Source organism: Paenibacillus sp. LS1, from assembly GCF_026013365.1.
GTDB lineage: Bacteria > Bacillota > Bacilli > Paenibacillales > Paenibacillaceae > Paenibacillus.
Genome location: NZ_JAPDOE010000001.1, coordinates 148,172 through 165,007, shown reverse-complemented (window position 1 = coordinate 165,007; position 16,836 = coordinate 148,172). Strand labels below are relative to the sequence as shown.

The 16,836-nt window shown below is 44.2% G+C and carries 16 protein-coding genes; 6 read left to right on the top strand and 10 right to left on the bottom strand.

The features are described from left to right. Positions 1-61: 61 nt before the first annotated feature. A complete protein-coding gene (locus OM416_RS31790; RefSeq protein WP_319951878.1) occupies positions 62-946 on the bottom strand; it encodes a family 43 glycosylhydrolase in 885 nt (294 codons plus the stop codon). 163 nt (positions 947-1,109) lie between these two features. Between OM416_RS31790 and OM416_RS00770 the strand changes: the two genes are divergently transcribed. Next, positions 1,110-1,982 carry an AraC family transcriptional regulator gene (locus tag OM416_RS00770; RefSeq protein ID WP_264926178.1) on the top strand — a complete coding sequence of 291 codons (873 nt, stop codon included), beginning with the start codon at positions 1,110-1,112 and terminating at the stop codon, positions 1,980-1,982. 123 nt (positions 1,983-2,105) lie between these two features. Here OM416_RS00770 and OM416_RS00765 read toward each other — a convergent pair whose 3' ends face one another. From OM416_RS00765 to OM416_RS00750, 4 genes are all read right to left on the bottom strand, one after another. Beyond that, entirely contained in the window at positions 2,106-3,800 is a 1,695-nt protein-coding gene (locus OM416_RS00765) for an ABC transporter substrate-binding protein (RefSeq protein ID WP_264926177.1), read from the bottom strand. Between the two features lie 276 nt (positions 3,801-4,076). After that, positions 4,077-4,352, bottom strand: a complete 276-nt coding sequence (locus tag OM416_RS00760; RefSeq protein WP_062834405.1) for a barstar family protein — start codon at positions 4,350-4,352, stop codon at positions 4,077-4,079. Positions 4,353-4,366: 14 nt separating this feature from the next. Further along, complete coding sequence (locus tag OM416_RS00755) at positions 4,367-4,801, bottom strand: ribonuclease domain-containing protein (protein WP_264926176.1); 435 nt, start codon at positions 4,799-4,801, stop codon at positions 4,367-4,369. A 184-nt stretch (positions 4,802-4,985) separates the two neighbouring features. Then, the gene (locus OM416_RS00750) at positions 4,986-5,747 is read right to left on the bottom strand and encodes an alpha/beta hydrolase (protein ID WP_264926175.1); all 762 of its coding nucleotides are present in this window, start codon (positions 5,745-5,747) and stop codon (positions 4,986-4,988) included. A gap of 138 nt (positions 5,748-5,885) precedes the next feature. Here OM416_RS00750 and OM416_RS00745 point away from each other — a divergent pair, with 138 nt between their 5' ends. The 3 genes from OM416_RS00745 (at position 5,886) to OM416_RS00735 (ending at position 8,795) form a co-directional block, all read left to right on the top strand. Next, entirely contained in the window at positions 5,886-6,497 is a 612-nt protein-coding gene (locus tag OM416_RS00745; protein WP_264926174.1) for a TetR/AcrR family transcriptional regulator, read from the top strand. Positions 6,498-6,524: 27 nt separating this feature from the next. After that, a complete protein-coding gene (locus tag OM416_RS00740) occupies positions 6,525-7,406 on the top strand; it encodes an AraC family transcriptional regulator (protein WP_264926173.1) in 882 nt (293 codons plus the stop codon). A 108-nt stretch (positions 7,407-7,514) separates the two neighbouring features. Further along, positions 7,515-8,795 (top strand): glycoside hydrolase family 27 protein, encoded by a 1,281-nt coding sequence (locus tag OM416_RS00735; protein WP_264926172.1) that lies wholly within the window; start codon positions 7,515-7,517, stop codon positions 8,793-8,795. An 83-nt stretch (positions 8,796-8,878) separates the two neighbouring features. Here the strand turns inward: OM416_RS00735 and OM416_RS00730 are convergent, their stop codons facing one another. From OM416_RS00730 to OM416_RS00715, 4 genes are all read right to left on the bottom strand, one after another. Then, on the bottom strand, positions 8,879-9,253 hold the full coding sequence (locus OM416_RS00730) for a hypothetical protein (protein ID WP_264926171.1): 375 nt from the start codon (positions 9,251-9,253) through the stop codon (positions 8,879-8,881). Positions 9,254-9,374: 121 nt separating this feature from the next. Beyond that, positions 9,375-10,103, bottom strand: coding sequence for an amino acid ABC transporter ATP-binding protein (locus OM416_RS00725; protein WP_264926170.1), 729 nt, complete (start codon positions 10,101-10,103; stop codon positions 9,375-9,377). Further along, positions 10,096-11,541, bottom strand: coding sequence for an amino acid ABC transporter substrate-binding protein/permease (locus OM416_RS00720; RefSeq protein ID WP_264926169.1), 1,446 nt, complete (start codon positions 11,539-11,541; stop codon positions 10,096-10,098). Before OM416_RS00720 ends, OM416_RS00725 begins: the two co-directional genes overlap by 8 nt. Before the next feature lie 339 nt (positions 11,542-11,880). Continuing rightward, positions 11,881-13,986, bottom strand: a complete 2,106-nt coding sequence (locus OM416_RS00715; RefSeq protein WP_264926168.1) for a serine hydrolase domain-containing protein — start codon at positions 13,984-13,986, stop codon at positions 11,881-11,883. Between the two features lie 282 nt (positions 13,987-14,268). On the opposite strand from OM416_RS00715, the gene OM416_RS00710 reads away from it, so the two are divergent. Beyond that, the gene (locus OM416_RS00710) at positions 14,269-15,699 is read left to right on the top strand and encodes a PLP-dependent aminotransferase family protein (protein ID WP_264926167.1); all 1,431 of its coding nucleotides are present in this window, start codon (positions 14,269-14,271) and stop codon (positions 15,697-15,699) included. A gap of 45 nt (positions 15,700-15,744) precedes the next feature. Next, positions 15,745-16,365: an NAD(P)-dependent oxidoreductase gene (locus OM416_RS00705; protein WP_264926166.1), complete on the top strand. Its 621-nt coding sequence runs from the start codon at positions 15,745-15,747 to the stop codon at positions 16,363-16,365. A 136-nt stretch (positions 16,366-16,501) separates the two neighbouring features. Here the strand turns inward: OM416_RS00705 and OM416_RS31865 are convergent, their stop codons facing one another. Further along, positions 16,502-16,696 carry a hypothetical protein gene (locus tag OM416_RS31865; RefSeq protein ID WP_413775738.1) on the bottom strand — a complete coding sequence of 65 codons (195 nt, stop codon included), beginning with the start codon at positions 16,694-16,696 and terminating at the stop codon, positions 16,502-16,504. Between the last annotated feature and the right edge of the window lie 140 nt (positions 16,697-16,836).

Genomic DNA, 16,836 nt, shown 5'->3' with positions numbered 1-16,836 from the left:
GTAGGCAATGTACCACTGATCCGCCAGTTGGAATATAGCATGATGGTTGTTGCCGCCAACATCAAAAAAAGTGACCCGGATTCTGAAGCAACGTTCCCTGATATGTCCATGGTCCCATTGGCTGAACGCTAGTCATATATGCGATTTCACCGGGTGGTGGATCTCCCTCTGGCCGATCACCCTCGTCAAAATTGGAGCAATACGTATAGTAGTACATATTATTATATTTATGTATTCCTGAATCCTCAAACATATATGGCGCCGGGATGACCTTTGCTTTGCCAACAACGCTGATCATATCATCTCCCAATCGCATCACTCTTGCCGTGTCCGGTCTCTCGGCCTTCCCCTCTGGAATACCACCACCGAAGTATATGTAGGCTTGGTGATCGTCATCTACGCACACAGCAGGATCGAATAACCAGGTCACTTCTTCTACTCCCGAAGTCTCTCTTGTAATGAGTGCTTTTCCTATAGGATCTACCCATGGACCTACAGGTGTTGGTGCGGACAATACACCGATTCCACTGGCATTATTTGCGAAATAAAGAAAGAAACAGTCTTTTCCTTCAATAATTCGATGAGCAGCTGCCGGGGCCCAGGATTGTGAAGCCCATGTCGCTGCGCCTTGAGGTCCGGCCACTCTGATCTCGCCATGATCCGTCCAATTGACCAAATCATCTGAAGAAATTACCGTGATCCGGTTGATTGAACTATAGCTGTTTTTCTGAGGGAGACCCTCCTGATCATATTCCAGCTTATCGCTAGTCATATATAAGTAGACTCGATTGTTAAATACCAAAGCATAGGGATCGGCTCCGAATTTGTGGGCCATCAGAGGGTTACCGTTGGGACGAAGCTTTCCAATCTCCCCGTTTATACTCTCCAGATTGGCAGGCAGGACTTGCTTTTGTTCACCAGCATGTGATGTAGAATTATGATTCATCGAAAGAATTCCCCCTGTAAACGTTATTAGTTGTCTCATTGCTTCGAAAGCGTTTGCAATACAAAAGGTATCATGATAGGATGATTACATTTTAAGGTAAGCTGAATACAATTTCATTGCGTAAACCGCTCTATTTATTGCGTGAAATGACAGGAGGTGCTTCATGAGTGGATCCTCTGAGTGTTTCTATGACCCTATCCAGCCTGAATTCCTATATCTGCACCGCGTTACTACGTATAAGCTGGATACCATTTACCATCGCCATAATGCATATGAGATCTACCTGTTTCTTCGTGGCAATGTTCATTTCTATGTAGATAATCGATGCTATCATGTGCAGCCTGGGGATTTACTTGTAATGTCACCTGAGGAGATGCACCGAGCCTATATTTTGGATGAATCTGAGTATGAACGAGTAACCATCAATCTAAAAAAAACATATTTATATCAGTTGTCTACAGCCTCAACCAATCTATTGGCATGTTTTGATCATCGCCCCAAAGGATCAGGCAACATCGTACATTTAGACGATTATAGCTTGAAGCAGATGCTGCAATGGACGAATGAACTCGAAGGATTGCTGGCATCAGATGCTTATGGCACCGACATCAAAATAAATGCAGCCGTAGCCCAATTATTGCTGATGATTAACGTCTGGTTTCATAACAATTCCTTTGTTCCCCATGACATTATGCCTGAACTGGTTCGTGAAACCATGGATTATATTGAAATACATCTACATCAAGACATTACACTTCGCAAACTTGCCGAAGTGTTCTATATGAACAGCACCTACATTAGCCGCCAATTTAAGAAGCATACCGGATTGACGATCCGGTCCTACATTTTGGGTCGCCGTATTGAACGTGCCAAATTCCACCTGTCTGAAGGAATGAGCATTACGGATGCGTGCTTTCAGTCAGGATTCAGTGACTACGCCAATTTTATTCGCAGTTTTACCAAAATGGTCGGCATTTCCCCGGGTAGATATATCAAACGACGGCGTGATGTGATGGAGGCATTACCAAGATCATGACCAGCTTATTCAATGTAAAATGTAAAATGAAAACATCGAGCCATCCTGCATGGCTCGATGTTTTTTAGTTCTTGATATACTTCAGATCTGCAAACAATTAATTATTGTGATCGTATCCGCTAGTTAATTGATCTCTTTTCCCGTCCACAGTCTAACGCGATCTTTAATCCACTCTGTATACTGCTGTTCCATGCCTACTGCACCTGCATTATCAAGTTCAGCAATCATATTGTCATATATGCCTTCAAAGGCACTCGGTGAGGATGTGATCGCTTCGGCGATCCGTTTCTGAATAATATCCTGCGTTTTCTGGTAAACCACATTATAATCCCCGCTATCGGATGGAATCGGCATATTGTAAGCCGCGCCCCACTCTTTTACCGGGAATTCCTCTTCGGAAGGGAACAAGTCCTTCCATGTGGTGATGTCATAGCCTTTCAGCGCTTCTTTTTCCTCATCAGAATAACTTTGCTGAATCTGTTCGGGATAATTGGTTGTATAGTAGTTATCCGTTGAATCTTTAACACCATCTCCGTAATGGGCACCAAAAATGTAGTACAAACCTACGCCGGTTTCTTTGGTAAATGTGTTATTGTCTTTGTTTTTACGTTCCTGTACATCTGCCGGGATGGTGCGAACACCGTCTTCCACGTTATATTGCTCCCCTTCAACGCCCCAGTTTCTCAATACTTGCCCTTCTTCAGAAGACATCCAATCCAAAAATTTGATGGCCCGAACAGGATCTTCACAATCGACGGTTATGCCAATGCCATAACCGTCAAAACCAATATTTTGGAAGTCTTTGCGCTGAAAACTGTCATCCAGTGTTACCGGATAGAATCCGTAGGTCATGTCGTCTTTCCCTGCACTTTTCAGCGCATTTTCCGCATCACTGAATCCCCAGTTCGGATCAAGCAAAGAAAGCACGCGTCCGCTGGCGATTTTCGACTTATACTGGTCATCTTTTTGAACAAAACTGTCTTTGTCCAGCAACCCTTCATTGTACATCTTGTTCAACCACCGGAAATATTCCTTTTCCTCTGGCCGCTTGTAATGGAGAACAGCCTCGTAAGTGTCCGGATCGATGAAATACTCGCCATCTCCGAGGCCACCCGTAGACATGGCAGCTGGATCGGTAACGGTGATCATTCGCCGCCATCCATCTGCACTAAGCGTCAGTGGAATTGTAGGTTGGCCATCTTCTGTTGTCGGATTCTTCTCGTAAAAGTCACGTAGCACATTTTCGAAATCGTTTAAGGTTTTGATCTCAGGATACCCGAGTTCCTTGACTACACGATGTTGAATAGCCGCACCGTTCGTGGCGTCGAAGCTAACTTGATCGATTGCACCGTTCGTTGGAATCCAATAGATTGAAGGATCATCATTACTGTATTTCAACCGATTGAAGTGCTCACCGTAGATTTTTTTCAAATTGGGGGCATGTTCTTCGATCAGATCCGTCAAATCAACCATTGCACCAGCATCAACGAGTCTGGTTAAGTTGCCTTTGGGGAAGATCAGGTCGGGATAATCACCGCTGGCAGCCATCAGGGAGATACGGTCGTTGCCGCCTCCGCTCGAGATATCGAATTCTGCATCAATGCTTACACCGGTTTCTTCCGTAATTTTCTTTCCTGCCGCATCTTGCATTTTATTCCAGTTGGGACTTGCATCTGCGCCGAAAAAGCTAAATGTAATCGGACTGTTGGGATCACTGGTATTCGATTCGGAATTCTCTGCAGCATTTCCGCAACCAGCGGAAACTAGCACAACACTTGTTACGAGACAAGCTCCTAGCACTTTTGATACGGCTCTCATTATTTCTCTGCCCCCTAGATGTTGTTATTCGTGTTAACTAATGCAGACAATACGATGCTTCACTTCGGAATAGTATACGCTTACATATCCGAGCGTTAACAAACGATTAAAATCCTGCCTATCCTATTCCATCCTTAAAGTATAAGGAAGTCTATTAACCCCAACCTTGATTATTAAGCCATGAAAATAGCATGATCTAGACATGAGTCTCAGTCAAACTATGGAAAACCAAAAAAGCGATGGTTGCCCATCGCCTCATAATCCCAATAATACTTTTCAATAATATAGTTCCAACGTGAATCCTTGGATCTCTGCTTCAACTTCCCGCAACAATTCCATGACTTGGTCAGCGTAATCTCCAAGAATCTCTTTGCTTTTCTCAAAGCCGATCCATTGAAAAGTAAGTGGCATGCTTACAGCCCCAGTCAAGACATCCCATAGTGCGTCCAAATTGCCTCCATAGCTCTCATCTAACTCAAGCTGGTTTTGAAGACTTTGATGAAGCTCTTCCTTGCTGTGAAAATCGTTTCCGTTAATCTGAATGATGCTCATAGCATTCCCTCCGTTTATTTTAACTGTTCAAATGACTTATAATGATCTGTCGTCTGATAGATTAGACCATCATTCGAGTATAGAATTCGATCGCTTCCGCGCCGACCTCCTGCGTAATTTATATCGGCTTCATACCATATGCGGTCTTTTTTCTTGGGAAGTAGTCCTTCCCGGTTTCCGAACACGTCGCCGCCGATGCTTTTACCTGGTGCCACTTCATGCAGGTTCCCTTCACTTGGTTCCCATCCCAGATCCCTGGCCTCTTTCTTGGTAATGTAATTTGGTGGGAGTTCATTGTGCTCCGAGATATAGTCGGCAACCTCATCAAATCCCATATCCTCCGAAGCTTGAGGTGACCCGAGATCAAGCAGTGACTGTGAAGTACAACCCGAGAACAATAATGCGGCGATGATGATCAATAATGTGTAAGCGAATTTTCTGAAAAACATAATCTTTTCTCCTTTTGATGTTCTTGCTCTTGCTGCCCTTCGTTTTGCTGTTACTTCGATGACAATGCTTTTAATGTTAACGATTTGTAGTAATTAAAGCAATTCTTTCAACAAAAAAAGCCGCTAAAATAGCGACTTCAATTGTACCACGATAATTATCCATTCAATACATTAATATAATAGTTTAATTTAATGTATCCATCCAGTTCTCCAGTGCTACGGCAACCTCTTCCAACTGCTTTTCTTCCGTAATAGCAGGTTGATTATCTCCTTTTTGCATACCGTATGAGCCAAATTGACCGTGATTTCCACCCTCAATACTCACATATGTCGTATCTTCCGGAAGATTTGCTTTGGAGTTCTCCCAGTCTTCCCAGTTAAGCACTCCGTCATCCGAGCCTGTAATCTGCAAGATAGACAAGTCCGTATTCTTCAAGCTACCCCCTTCGTCTGCATAAGAGGCCAAGAAAAAGACGCCTTCCAATTTCTCCTTGTGCTCCGCAGCATACCGTGCTGCGAATGACCCTCCCAATGAATGGCCGCCAATAACAAACGCTTCGTTAGGATGTTCCTCGATAAAGGAATCAGCCTTGTTTTGACCGAAAATCGCCAAGTTTATCGGCATGTTCGCGATGTATACACGGTGACCCTGCTCTGCCATTTCTCTGGCAAGTGGAGAATAACTTTCAGGTTTAACTAGACCGCCCGGATAAAAAATAATATTCGGTTCGGTTACCTCTGTACCCAAGGGTTCAAACCGGTAACCGTCCTTAATCTTGGTGACATTAACCTGAGCATCGCTTGTCATCGCCGTTTCAGCTCGTTCAGAAGGACTATACGTAACTGAATTGAGATATACGAAAACTCCGGCCACGATGATAACGATGGACAAGATTGTCCACATAATTATCTTTTTCCATTTGTTTGTACGTTGTGCTGTCTTCAACCCTAAAACCACCTTGTCATGAGAATAATGTGTTGCCTTTTTTAACTCTTTATAAATTATACTTACCGGTAAGTATAATTACAAGTGATTTTGCTTACTATCGTTATTTGTCATAAAATATTCATGGAGGGAAGTCCAATGACAAAAAAATCACCCAAACGTTTGCCTGGAAGACCTAAACATGGCGACGAAGATATCTCTATTCAGCAAACTATTATTCAAACGGCTTCAAAGCTATTCATGGAGTATGGCTACGAAACGGTCACGCTTCAGCAAATTGGCAAAACATGTAGCGTGTCAAAGCCAACCATTTATTATCATTTCACCAGCAAACCAGAGCTTTTTAAGGTTGCCTTTACAACGATGCTACACAATGTGAGTCAATTAACCTCGCAAATGCTTGATCAGGCCGAGAATTTGGAGTCGGGGCTTGTTCGTCTGGCTGAGGCCAGATTGGGCAATCCACATGCGGAGATTGAAACTATGCTCAGAAAAGCTGAGCCTTTTCTCGACCATGCTCAAATTCAGGATATACGCAACGCGGAGCATCAGATTCACGAAGTGTTAGCCGCCCATTTCCAACGGGCAATGGATGAAAATAGACTGCGGACGGACGATCCGTTTTTCCTGGCAGAAACCTTCTCGACTTTGATGCTTATGGGTAATCGGGAAGATAACCTGCACAAATATGGTTCGAATTTTTCATTGGCCCAAAAGCTAGTAGATATATTCATTCGCGGAGCGCAGTAAAAATTCAGGGCAACAAGGAGAACTGATATGAATATCCCCAGAGGAACCTATGGGTTTCGATTCGCCGAAGACAAGGAGCTCCAACTGTGTGTACTGTTTGCGGCTGGTTGTGATTCAATAACCGATCCTTCTTATCATTGGGATGGACTCGAGCGTTCGGACGGGCCTCTCCTGTTGTTCCAATATACAATTTCGGGTGAAGGTGTATTTGAGTCGAATAATCGTATTCATCATGTTACCGCAGGACAAGCTTTTTTAGCAGAAATTCCAGGGCCACATCGCTATTACTACCATCCAGCATCAAAAGAACCTTGGGAGTTTCTGTTCCTGCTTTTCAGGCCCACTCTTATTCTGCCCCATTGGCGAAAATTTCTTCGTGAAGCGGGAGAAGTTCCCTATCTTCCCGCTGATTGTACACCGATCCGACTGTTGCGGATGATCGTGACTGATGCGGCTGCAGGCCGAATTACTGATCCTCTGATCGCATCATCCAGCGTGTATCAGTTCATGACAGAATTGACCCGACTACAGAAAACAACATTGCACAACAGGGAGATTTGGTCTGAGAACATTCGAATAGCCGTTGAATACATAGAAAACAATTACTCCAAGATGATCAGTATCGATCACCTTGCCGAGCAGGTTTCCCTTTCCAAATATCACTTTATACGTCGCTTTTCCTCCAGTACAGGCTTGACGCCAGGTGCTTATCTGACCCGTGTACGCACTGAGAAAGCGATGGAACTGCTGCGCGGAACTACCCTTAGTGTTGAAGTCATCGCCGAACAAGTCGGCTATTCCAGTGGAAGTTATTTTATCAAAGCCTTTCGTAGCATAACGGGAGTTACGCCAGGCGAATTTCGTAGTGGCGGAGAAAGCCTTGTGTACCGTAAATTGTTCTTTGACTAACCGCAATATTTTGCTATTTCACACTCAACATTACTGTAGATATTAATAAAATCCTTTATTATGATGAATTTAGCGAGAGCAATAATTAATCCATAAAGGAGCATTAACATGAATCATACACTTGCAGCATCAACTCCACCGCTTGGCTGGAACAGCTGGGATTGTTACGGTGCAGCCGTTACGGAAGACGAAATCCGTGGCAACGCCGAGTACATGGCAGAACATCTTAAAGACTTCGGCTGGAGCTATATTACGGTCGATATTCAGTGGTACGAGCCTTTGGCCAATTCTTCGCAATATCGTCCGTTCGTTCCACTAATTATGGATGAATATTCACGGCTTATGCCTGCTGAGAATCGCTTTCCTTCCGCTGCAAATGGACAGGGATTTAAGCCATTAGCCGATTACATTCATAGTCTTGGTCTGCAATTTGGCATTCACATCATGCGTGGTATTCCACGTCAGGCTGCACATGCGGCTACTCCGATTCTGGGTACAACCGCGACTGCGCGCGATATCGCTCATCCGAACTCCATCTGTCCCTGGAATACGGATATGTATGGTGTCGATAGCTCAAAAGAAGGCGCACAGGCCTATTACGATTCGCTTTTTGAACTGTATGCACAATGGGGCGTTGACTTGGTTAAAGTAGACGATATTGCTGCTTCAAGGCTCTATGACACCCATCAGCCTGAGATCGAAATGATATCCAAAGCGATTGAGCGCTCTGGTCGGCCAATGGTACTAAGTCTCTCTCCCGGCCCTGCTCCGGTAGAATACTCCGAATTCTTAGCCGAGCATGCCAATATGTGGCGGGTCACGGACGATTTCTGGGACCTTTGGCCGCTGTTATTGGATATGTTTGACCGCTGCCGAACATGGCAGGGCGTTCCCCAAGCAGGCTGCTGGCCAGACTGTGATATGTTGCCTTTGGGTCATATCGGTATCCGTTCTGTAGATGGTGGTGGAGCGGATCGCTGGACTCGGTTCACGCCTGACGAGCAGTTGACGATGATGTCGCTGTGGAGCATCTTCCGTTCCCCTCTCATCTTCGGTGGTGAGTTGCGAGATAACGATGACTGGACATTATCCCTGTTAACCAATCGTGAGGTTCTGCGAATGCATCGCGAGAGTTACGGAGCCAGAGAAGCCTTACGCAAAGAAGATCTTATTGTGTGGACTGCCCAGCATGCGGATGGCTCCTCTTACGTCGCTGTATTCAACATAGGTGAGAATACTCTCCCTGCGGATTTGTTTATTGAGGAAATCGGCCTCTCCGGCATTACGAAAGGTACCGAAATGTGGAGCGGAGAAGCAGCTGAATTTAGCGAGAATTCCTTAGCTACGACTGTGCCAGCGCATGGTGTACGTCTCTATCGGTTCTCCTAAGCATGCAAAAGAAAAAGAGAGGTCTGTCGTTCATTAGACAGACCTCTCTCTCATTTCAAGTTCATCGTTAAGATGCACTGCATTCAGTCACCACTCGATAAAAGATATGTATCCATGGCTTGAACGGCCAGATGAAATGCTTTAATTCTTCTTTCCAGAAGAGTCTTTTGCGGGCTACCTTCTTTGGACTTGGCATACATGTTCTCAAGGGAAGGAAACAATCCAATCAAGACAATGCGGGCTTCTGCGATATCTTCCTCAGTGTAGGAATGAGATTTCTGATGCCATACCTTTTCCAGCAGTGCTAGGCCGATGTATAAAGCTTGGAGACGTTTCTGTAACAATGTTGTATTATTCCTTTTCTGAGTCATATTCACTAAGGCATTTTCCGATTTGCGGATCGTTGATTGAAAGGCTTTTATGGATTGCAGTTGATCTTCTTGTGACACGTTTTCCATGGAGTATAGACCTCACTTTCTTGGCTTAGTTTGATCGGTCTTTCTATTAAATCACCTCATAATTATAACAAAAAAAGCCGCTAAAATAGCGACTTTCAATGTGTTCATTCTCGATTCAGTGCTAGAGTACCTTCTCCAAAAAGCTGATCGTCCGTTCATTCTTCGGATTTCCAAATATCTCTTCAGGAGTGCCCTGCTCGACAATATAACCACCGTCCATGAAGATCACACGATCAGCTACTTCACGGGCAAAACCCATCTCATGGGTAACGATCATCATCGTCATACCTTCGCTCGCGAGGTCCTTCATAACACCAAGAACTTCTCCTACCATCTCAGGGTCCAGCGCCGAAGTCGGTTCATCAAATAACATGACGTCCGGATTCATGGCAAGTGCACGAGCGATCGCTACACGTTGCTTTTGTCCACCGGAGAGTTGACTGGGGAAACTATCCGCTTTATCAGACAATCCGACACGATCCAGGAGGCTAAGGCCTGTTTTTCGAGCCTCTTCTGCGTTTAAAACCCCGAGTTCTCTTGGCGCGAACATTATATTTTTTAAGACGCTAAAATGAGGAAACAAGTTAAAATGTTGAAATACCATTCCAATATTTTCACGAGCCTTGTTCAGGTTCGTTTTAGGGTCATTCAGATCCTGATCATCCACGATAACTCGGCCTGCCGTAATATCATCTAATTGGTTGATGCAGCGCAAGAAAGTACTTTTCCCTGAACCGGAAGGCCCGATGACACAGACGACTTCTCCTTCGTTGACCGCCACATCAATCCCCTTGAGAACCTGATTCGTGCCGAAACTTTTCTTCAAACCTTCAACTTTAATTTTAGCCACGACGAACCTTCACCTCCAGATAATCAGCAATTTTGGTCAATGTGATGATAACAATTAGGTACATAATAGCAACCGTTAACCAAATGTCAAACGAGGAGAACGTTCTTGCAATAACGATTTTACCCGACTGTGTCAACTCTACGAGACCAATGACAGATAAGATTGACGTATCCTTCAACGTGATAACCATCTGGTTAATGAAGGACGGAATCATAACCCGCACTGCCTGCGGAATGACGATCTTTATCATCGCTTTGCGATAAGGAAGGCCCAATGAACGGGCTGCTTCCATCTGACCACGATCAATCGATTGAATCCCGCCTCGAATAATCTCGGTTACGTACGCCCCTGCATTCAGACTGAGCGTCAGAATGGCTGCCAGGAACAATGGCATCGTGAAGCCCATCGCCTGTGGAATCCCGAAATAGATAAAGAATGCCAGGACAATCAGCGGAATACCCCGGAAGATATCAACAAATACGGTGGCAACACCACGAAGGAATTTGTTCTGTCCCACCTTCATAAATCCGAAAATCAGACCGATGATAAACGCGAAGAACAGGGACACAATCGTGTATAAAAGTGTTTTTCCCAGACCTTTAAACAGGGCAGGAAGAGATTTCTGTATTAACTCCCAACGCCCCAGATTTGCGACTTGGGCATTCTCTCCAACATATTCTTCGATAATGCGCTTGTACTCACCGTTAGCTTTGATATTCACAAGACCAGCATTGAACATCTCCAGAAGTTCCTGATTTTTACCCTTACTTACCGCAAATCCGTAGGAAGCCCCGTCTTCTTTGGCGGTAACGATTTTCAAACCATTATTCTGCTTTACCCCATACCTTAGAACGGGTTCATCTTCAAAACAGGCCACCGAATTACCGGTCTTTACATCATCATACATTTGATATGATTCATCGAATGGGACAACGGTAAAGCCATATTTTGAGGCGATGGACTCAGCAAAGCTGTACCCTTCTGTTCCCGTTTTTACAGCGACCTTTTTACCACGAAGATCTTCGTAACTTTTTATGGTATCATTATTGGCACTAATTCCCATAACAACGCCTGAATCATAATACGGCTCTGAGAAATCAAATTTTGCTTTTCTCTCATCCGTAATACTCATCCCTGCGATCACACCATCGACCTGATTGGCCTCAAGTGCCTGTACAGCTGCGTTAAATCCTAGAGCTTTGATTTGATAATTAAAATTTTGGTCTTTGGCGATAGCATCCAGCAAATCCATATCGATACCAACAAAATCACCATTCTCATCTTCATATTCGAATGGAGCAAATGTGACATCAGTTCCGATAACATAAGTCTTACCGGAATCGGATGCTGCGGTGGCGTTGCCCACCCATCCTGTTAGACCGCTCACCAGGAGCAGCATCAGTGAAAGTATAAAAAATGAGATCTTCGTTGTTTTCATATGTCCTCCCCGTCTCGGTGTTGTCCGAATATTCATTATTTTCTTTTCATAAGTATTTCTGTAGTCCTTATGTCGAACTTTTGCACATCAGATTGTTATTATTTACTGTATATTAACAATCAATGCTCTGCCTTGCCACTTGCAACATTTTCCTCCGTAAGTTTTTTTCCATCCAGTAAATGTCCTCTTATACTTACCCTCCAGGTGAGCTTTGCGAAACCCAAATTACATGGTAAATCATAAAAAGTGACATTTACCTTTAAACCATGTATTTAAAATTTAAACTAAAAAAAGCCGCGATTTACGCGACTTTTTGTTGTACAGTTTTTTTATCATCTATTAATTTGCTCTGGTTGTCAATACAATATCGAACTTCGAACCAGCTTCACCCGCGAACACAATGGTTCCGTTCTCAGGCAATACAATTTCGTTTTGTCCACTGACCACTGTATGATTAATGCCTACGCCCGCTTGGTTGTATACAGCAAATGCGCTGTTTGCAGACATCTTGACGGTCATTTCTTTACCTGCAGCTGATGCTGGAATCGAGTACCATGTGGCATGACCATTCGCTTGAATGGTTGTCTTCGATTGTTTTCCCGAATAGATCGGTTTTATGATGTCTTGAGCAGCATACACGTTGCCTCCAGCTGTAACGTATTCCACGCCGTTTTCCTCATAGAAATTGAATTCCATCGTGTCACGACCTGCCAATCCAGGAATTTGCAATTGGTTCACGGCTTGGTTAGCTCCAATGATTTTATTCGTGTAGACATAACCGGGTAGCTCATTAAACGTATGAATGGGAATCATCGGCATCGCTGTGTTGTACAGTGTTGATGTGTATTTTTCATTGACTAACACATACGCTTTTCCTTCCCGCTTCTGCCATGCGGCCTTTACTTCTTCCGACAATTCATTGGTTTCAAGCTTTTCTGCCTTATATTCCGAGGAAGCAACTTGCCCAAGCCCAGGCACAGACTGATACGACCGAGACCACAAGTACGTGTTTCCGTTGACTTCTTGAACGAATTTCAGCTTTTCCGTACCTGCATCATTAACAAATGAGCCATCAGCGGTGTACGTATATGTCTGGGCAGGACTGTTAGGAGACGACAGATTAGATAGCGTTAATTGCCCATCATCTTTTACGTTTAGCTTCATTAACATGTTGGCCCCACCAGCGTACATGCCTGTGTGCTGTGAAAGTTCTGTTGGCATGGTTGCTTTCACAGGTGCATCATATGACTTCTCCGGCTTGCGTTCTGAAATGATATTTTTCTCCTCAAGTGCGCCCAGCAAAAGTTCAGTTGCCAGCAATTGATCCGTTGAGCTATGACCACCCGAAGAGGTTACGGCAGCAGCCATATTGTATTCCGGAAGCACAATCAACGAGGAATGATAGGTTATCGTATTGCCGCCTTTGGTTACTGCCTGGATGCCATAATCATTAAAAGGAAACAGGTTCACGCTGTCCCAACCCAGACCATAGCCAATGGACGAATCGCCTTCTTCCGGCCACATGCCTCTATTGTATTCTTCTTGCTCCATGGCCTCTACAGATTCCTCTGAAAGAACACCTTCAACCTCACCTGTAAAGATTTTCGAGAATTGAACGAGGTCTTCAGCAGTCGAATATAGGCCTCCAGAAGCAATCATGTTTGTGGTCTCTAATGGAAGCTGTCCCTCATATGACGGGGAATATGTTGCTGCCATTTGGGTAAGTTCCACTACATCCTGGGGCGTTTTGGTATGCTCCATACCCAGGGGTTCGGTTATGTACCGGTGCATGAAACTGGTAAAACTCAATCCGCTGACCCGCTCAACCAGAATCTCAGCTAATGTGAAACCATCATTACTATACACGGAGTATGCGCCAGGATCGGCCTTCAGATGTTGCGTCGCTAATTGATCCAATAACGTATCATGTGCGTGGGTATCATTATCTCCAAACAGTATTGCACTGTTGCTTGACGTTCCGAGAAGTCCGGATGAATGATTCAGCAGCATGCGTGGTGTGATCTGTTGGTACCGCTTGTCTTTCATTTTAAAGTCCGGAATATACTTCACGACAGGCTCATCAAGATCAATCTTGCCTTGGTCCACTAGCTGCATTACAGCGGTTGCGAGCACCATTTTACTGGTTGAACCAATGCCATACATTGTATTAGAGGAAAGCGGGATGTTGTTTTTCAGGTCATTTTTGCCTGCCTGACCGGAGATCACAATCTGGCCCTCATCCATCAGTGCGTACTGCACACTTGTCGTAGCGTATGATTCAGTAAGTACCTTGGCCTTCGCGCCTACTGCCTTTTTAGTTAGATCATACGTAGGGCTACTACCGTTACTGGTAGCGGGTGTGGCCATGGCCGACATTGGGGACATCATCGCGAGCACCAATGTAATGGCCGCGATCGAAGTTCGTTTCTTTCGTGTCAATCTCATCTTCTCCTGTCTAGTCTATGGATTAGGAATCTCTGTGGTCGTACTCCAGTAGTGTAACCGAAGAAGATGAACTATCTGTGGCTTGAATATGAATCGAGTATGAACTAGGCAGAACCAACCACATAGGTTGGACTCACGGGAAACATCACTTTAGTCTAGCTTTGTTTTGTTTGCAAATTAAACTTTTGCTATAATAATATATCAATCATTGGAGTGCCAAATATCCATAATTACATAAGTCAATGCAATCCATAATTCAGTATGAACACTGGAGTTGAATCAATGCTAAAAGTAAATCGGAATGACCATCGCCCGATCTGGCAGCAACTTCTGGATCAAGCGATTCATAATATTACAACCGGGAAATGGCAACCTGGTGAATTGCTACTCCCCTCACGCGAACTTGCTCAATTAATTGGTGTTTCACGGTCAACCATACAGATTGTCTACGAGGAATTATTTAGCCGCGGATATACGGTAACCTCCCGACGGGCCGGGACAAGAGTTAGTGATTGGACATATGCACCTCGTTCATCAGAAGAGGTCACAATGAAAGGGCCTATCCAGCCCGAACTACCGATACTAAACGATTCGATTGGTAATCTGCATAGTTGGTTCGGTAATAGAGACGATCGCAAAGTAGAAATTGATTTTAATCCCCACGAGCCTTATCTAGATGAAAATTTCACAAAATCCTGGAGGCAATCTTTTTTACAAGCTTCTACTGAACCCAATCTGGATATATGGGCTTATGGTGATGCCAGAGGGTTACTGGCGTTAAGAGAGCAGATTCAACGTTATTTGTCACTTGAACGAGGCATTCATATCGATGTTGATCAAATCTTGTTAACCTCAGGTGCACAACATAGCATTGATTTAATTGCTCAGGCACTTTTAAGTGAGGGAGACAGAGTTTCGGTAGAGGATCCCGGCTTCCCGGCTGCTTGGATGGCGATGAAATACCGCCGGATGCAAGTCGATCCCGTTCCAGTTGATGAGTATGGATTATGTGTAGATCATATTCACCCACAGACTAAACTCGTCTTTGTCACGCCTTCTCATCAATGCGCCGTTGGCGTTATTATGTCGGAGCCACGCAGGCAACAATTGATGCACTTGGCAGCTCATCATCGATATTGGATTGTTGAGGATGACTACGATAGCGAATTTAGGTACCGTGGAGATCCACTTCCGACGATATTCAGTCAACAACCTCAGAATACGCTTTATATGATGAGTTTTTCCAAAATGGTTGCACCTGGCATTCGACTATCCGCTATCATCGGACCCAAAAAAGCCATTGATCGCCTTACACAAGTTCATGAATTAACCTATCGTCATCTGCCGATTATGGAACAATTAACGCTAACTCATTTTATCGAGCGTGGTCATTTTATGCGTCATATGAGAAGAGTTCGGAACATATATCGACGCAGACACGAAGTCATGACCAAAGCCATTGTTGCTTCAGGACTAAGCTCACGATTTACTTTAAGTGGTGTGGAAACAGGATTGCATATGCTCCTTGAATCTGAAACGTCATTTGACGAAGAAGCGATGACGAATGCTGCCCTTGATCAAGGCGTGCGCGTATATCCGCTTAGCAAATATTGCCTGGAAAGTCATCGTAAAGGATGGATATTAGGTTTTGCGAAAGTGGATGAGGATCAGATTGAGGAAGGCATTCATCGGCTTGCAAAGATTGTATTATGATGGAGAACAAGCTCTCCAATCGGATTCGAAAGGATGTTTTTTGTGATGAAAATTTTAGTGTTGGGAGCCACCGGACGGGTTGGAAGTCATTTCGTCCCTTATGCGCTACGTTCCAATCATCATGTAACCGCACTGGTTAGAAGCCCGGAAAAGGTACAAATCAACGATGACAATTTCGTTCTGCATCAAGGAAACGCTTTAGTCAAAGAGGATATTCATCACGCCATACAGGGTGTGGATCTCGTTGTTAGTTCCTTAAGTACCGATGGAACGACTACATTATCGCAATCCATGGGACATATTGTTGAGGCTATGGCTCAGGAGCGTATCAAAAGAATCATTACCATTGGTACAGCTGGCATATTGGAAAGTCGAACGGGTCCTGGCTTGCTTCGTTTTCAATCGCCTGAGTCCAGACGCAAGTCCACGCGGGCAGCTGAGGAGCATCTGGAGATGTACAACATTCTCAAAGCTTCAAAGTTAGAATGGACCATTGTGTGCCCTACCTACTTATATGATGGAGAATCTCTTGGTAAATACCGGGTTGAGCGCGACTACTTGCCTGACGGCGGAACTTCTATATCTGTAATCGATACTGCGGAGTTTGCTTATCAGCAATTAATGTCTGATGAGTATGTACAGTCTCGTGTAGGTATAGCTTACTAAGGCGTGTCTTAAATCTCACTTATGGTACATCTCTTCTGTTCAAAAAAGTAAGCTTTAAGATACGCAAGCAAAATAAGAGCTTGCGATTGTTATCCATTAGGAACAATTGCAGGCTCTATTTGTGTCTGCTGTTGAGCTATTTGAGGTCTTCATATAAAGGGAATTGCGAAGTGATTTCACGGACACTACCTAATATTTGATTTTTTACATCCGAGTTCTTTGGATTTTTAAAAGCAAGCCCTATCAGCTGAGCAATTTCTTTCAGTTCCCTGGCTCCAAGCCCTCTTGAAGTCATAGCCGGAGTTCCAAAACGAATAACGCTTGTAACCAAAGGACTTGCTGTATCGTGAGGGATTGCATTTTTATTCGCTTATGATTATCTGTTCCTCCCGATACAAGGGTGAGTCCTTCATTCATTAAAGTTTCTGCCAATGCGTTGGCGTTACTCAGAACACCTTCAATGAAAAATTA

Bases quoted from the DNA above. Each gene is read 5' to 3' on its own strand.
- OM416_RS31790 (WP_319951878.1), bottom strand. From the start codon at position 946: ATGAATCATAATTCTACATCACATGCTGGTGAACAAAAGCAAGTCCTG.
- OM416_RS00770 (WP_264926178.1), top strand. From the start codon at position 1,110: ATGAGTGGATCCTCTGAGTGTTTCTATGACCCTATCCAGCCTGAATTC.
- OM416_RS00765 (WP_264926177.1), bottom strand. From the start codon at position 3,800: ATGAGAGCCGTATCAAAAGTGCTAGGAGCTTGTCTCGTAACAAGTGTT.
- OM416_RS00760 (WP_062834405.1), bottom strand. From the start codon at position 4,352: ATGAGCATCATTCAGATTAACGGAAACGATTTTCACAGCAAGGAAGAG.
- OM416_RS00755 (WP_264926176.1), bottom strand. From the start codon at position 4,801: ATGTTTTTCAGAAAATTCGCTTACACATTATTGATCATCATCGCCGCA.
- OM416_RS00745 (WP_264926174.1), top strand. From the start codon at position 5,886: ATGACAAAAAAATCACCCAAACGTTTGCCTGGAAGACCTAAACATGGC.
- OM416_RS00740 (WP_264926173.1), top strand. From the start codon at position 6,525: ATGAATATCCCCAGAGGAACCTATGGGTTTCGATTCGCCGAAGACAAG.
- OM416_RS00735 (WP_264926172.1), top strand. From the start codon at position 7,515: ATGAATCATACACTTGCAGCATCAACTCCACCGCTTGGCTGGAACAGC.
- OM416_RS00730 (WP_264926171.1), bottom strand. From the start codon at position 9,253: ATGGAAAACGTGTCACAAGAAGATCAACTGCAATCCATAAAAGCCTTT.
- OM416_RS00720 (WP_264926169.1), bottom strand. From the start codon at position 11,541: ATGAAAACAACGAAGATCTCATTTTTTATACTTTCACTGATGCTGCTC.
- OM416_RS00715 (WP_264926168.1), bottom strand. From the start codon at position 13,986: ATGAGATTGACACGAAAGAAACGAACTTCGATCGCGGCCATTACATTG.
- OM416_RS00710 (WP_264926167.1), top strand. From the start codon at position 14,269: ATGCTAAAAGTAAATCGGAATGACCATCGCCCGATCTGGCAGCAACTT.
- OM416_RS00705 (WP_264926166.1), top strand. From the start codon at position 15,745: ATGAAAATTTTAGTGTTGGGAGCCACCGGACGGGTTGGAAGTCATTTC.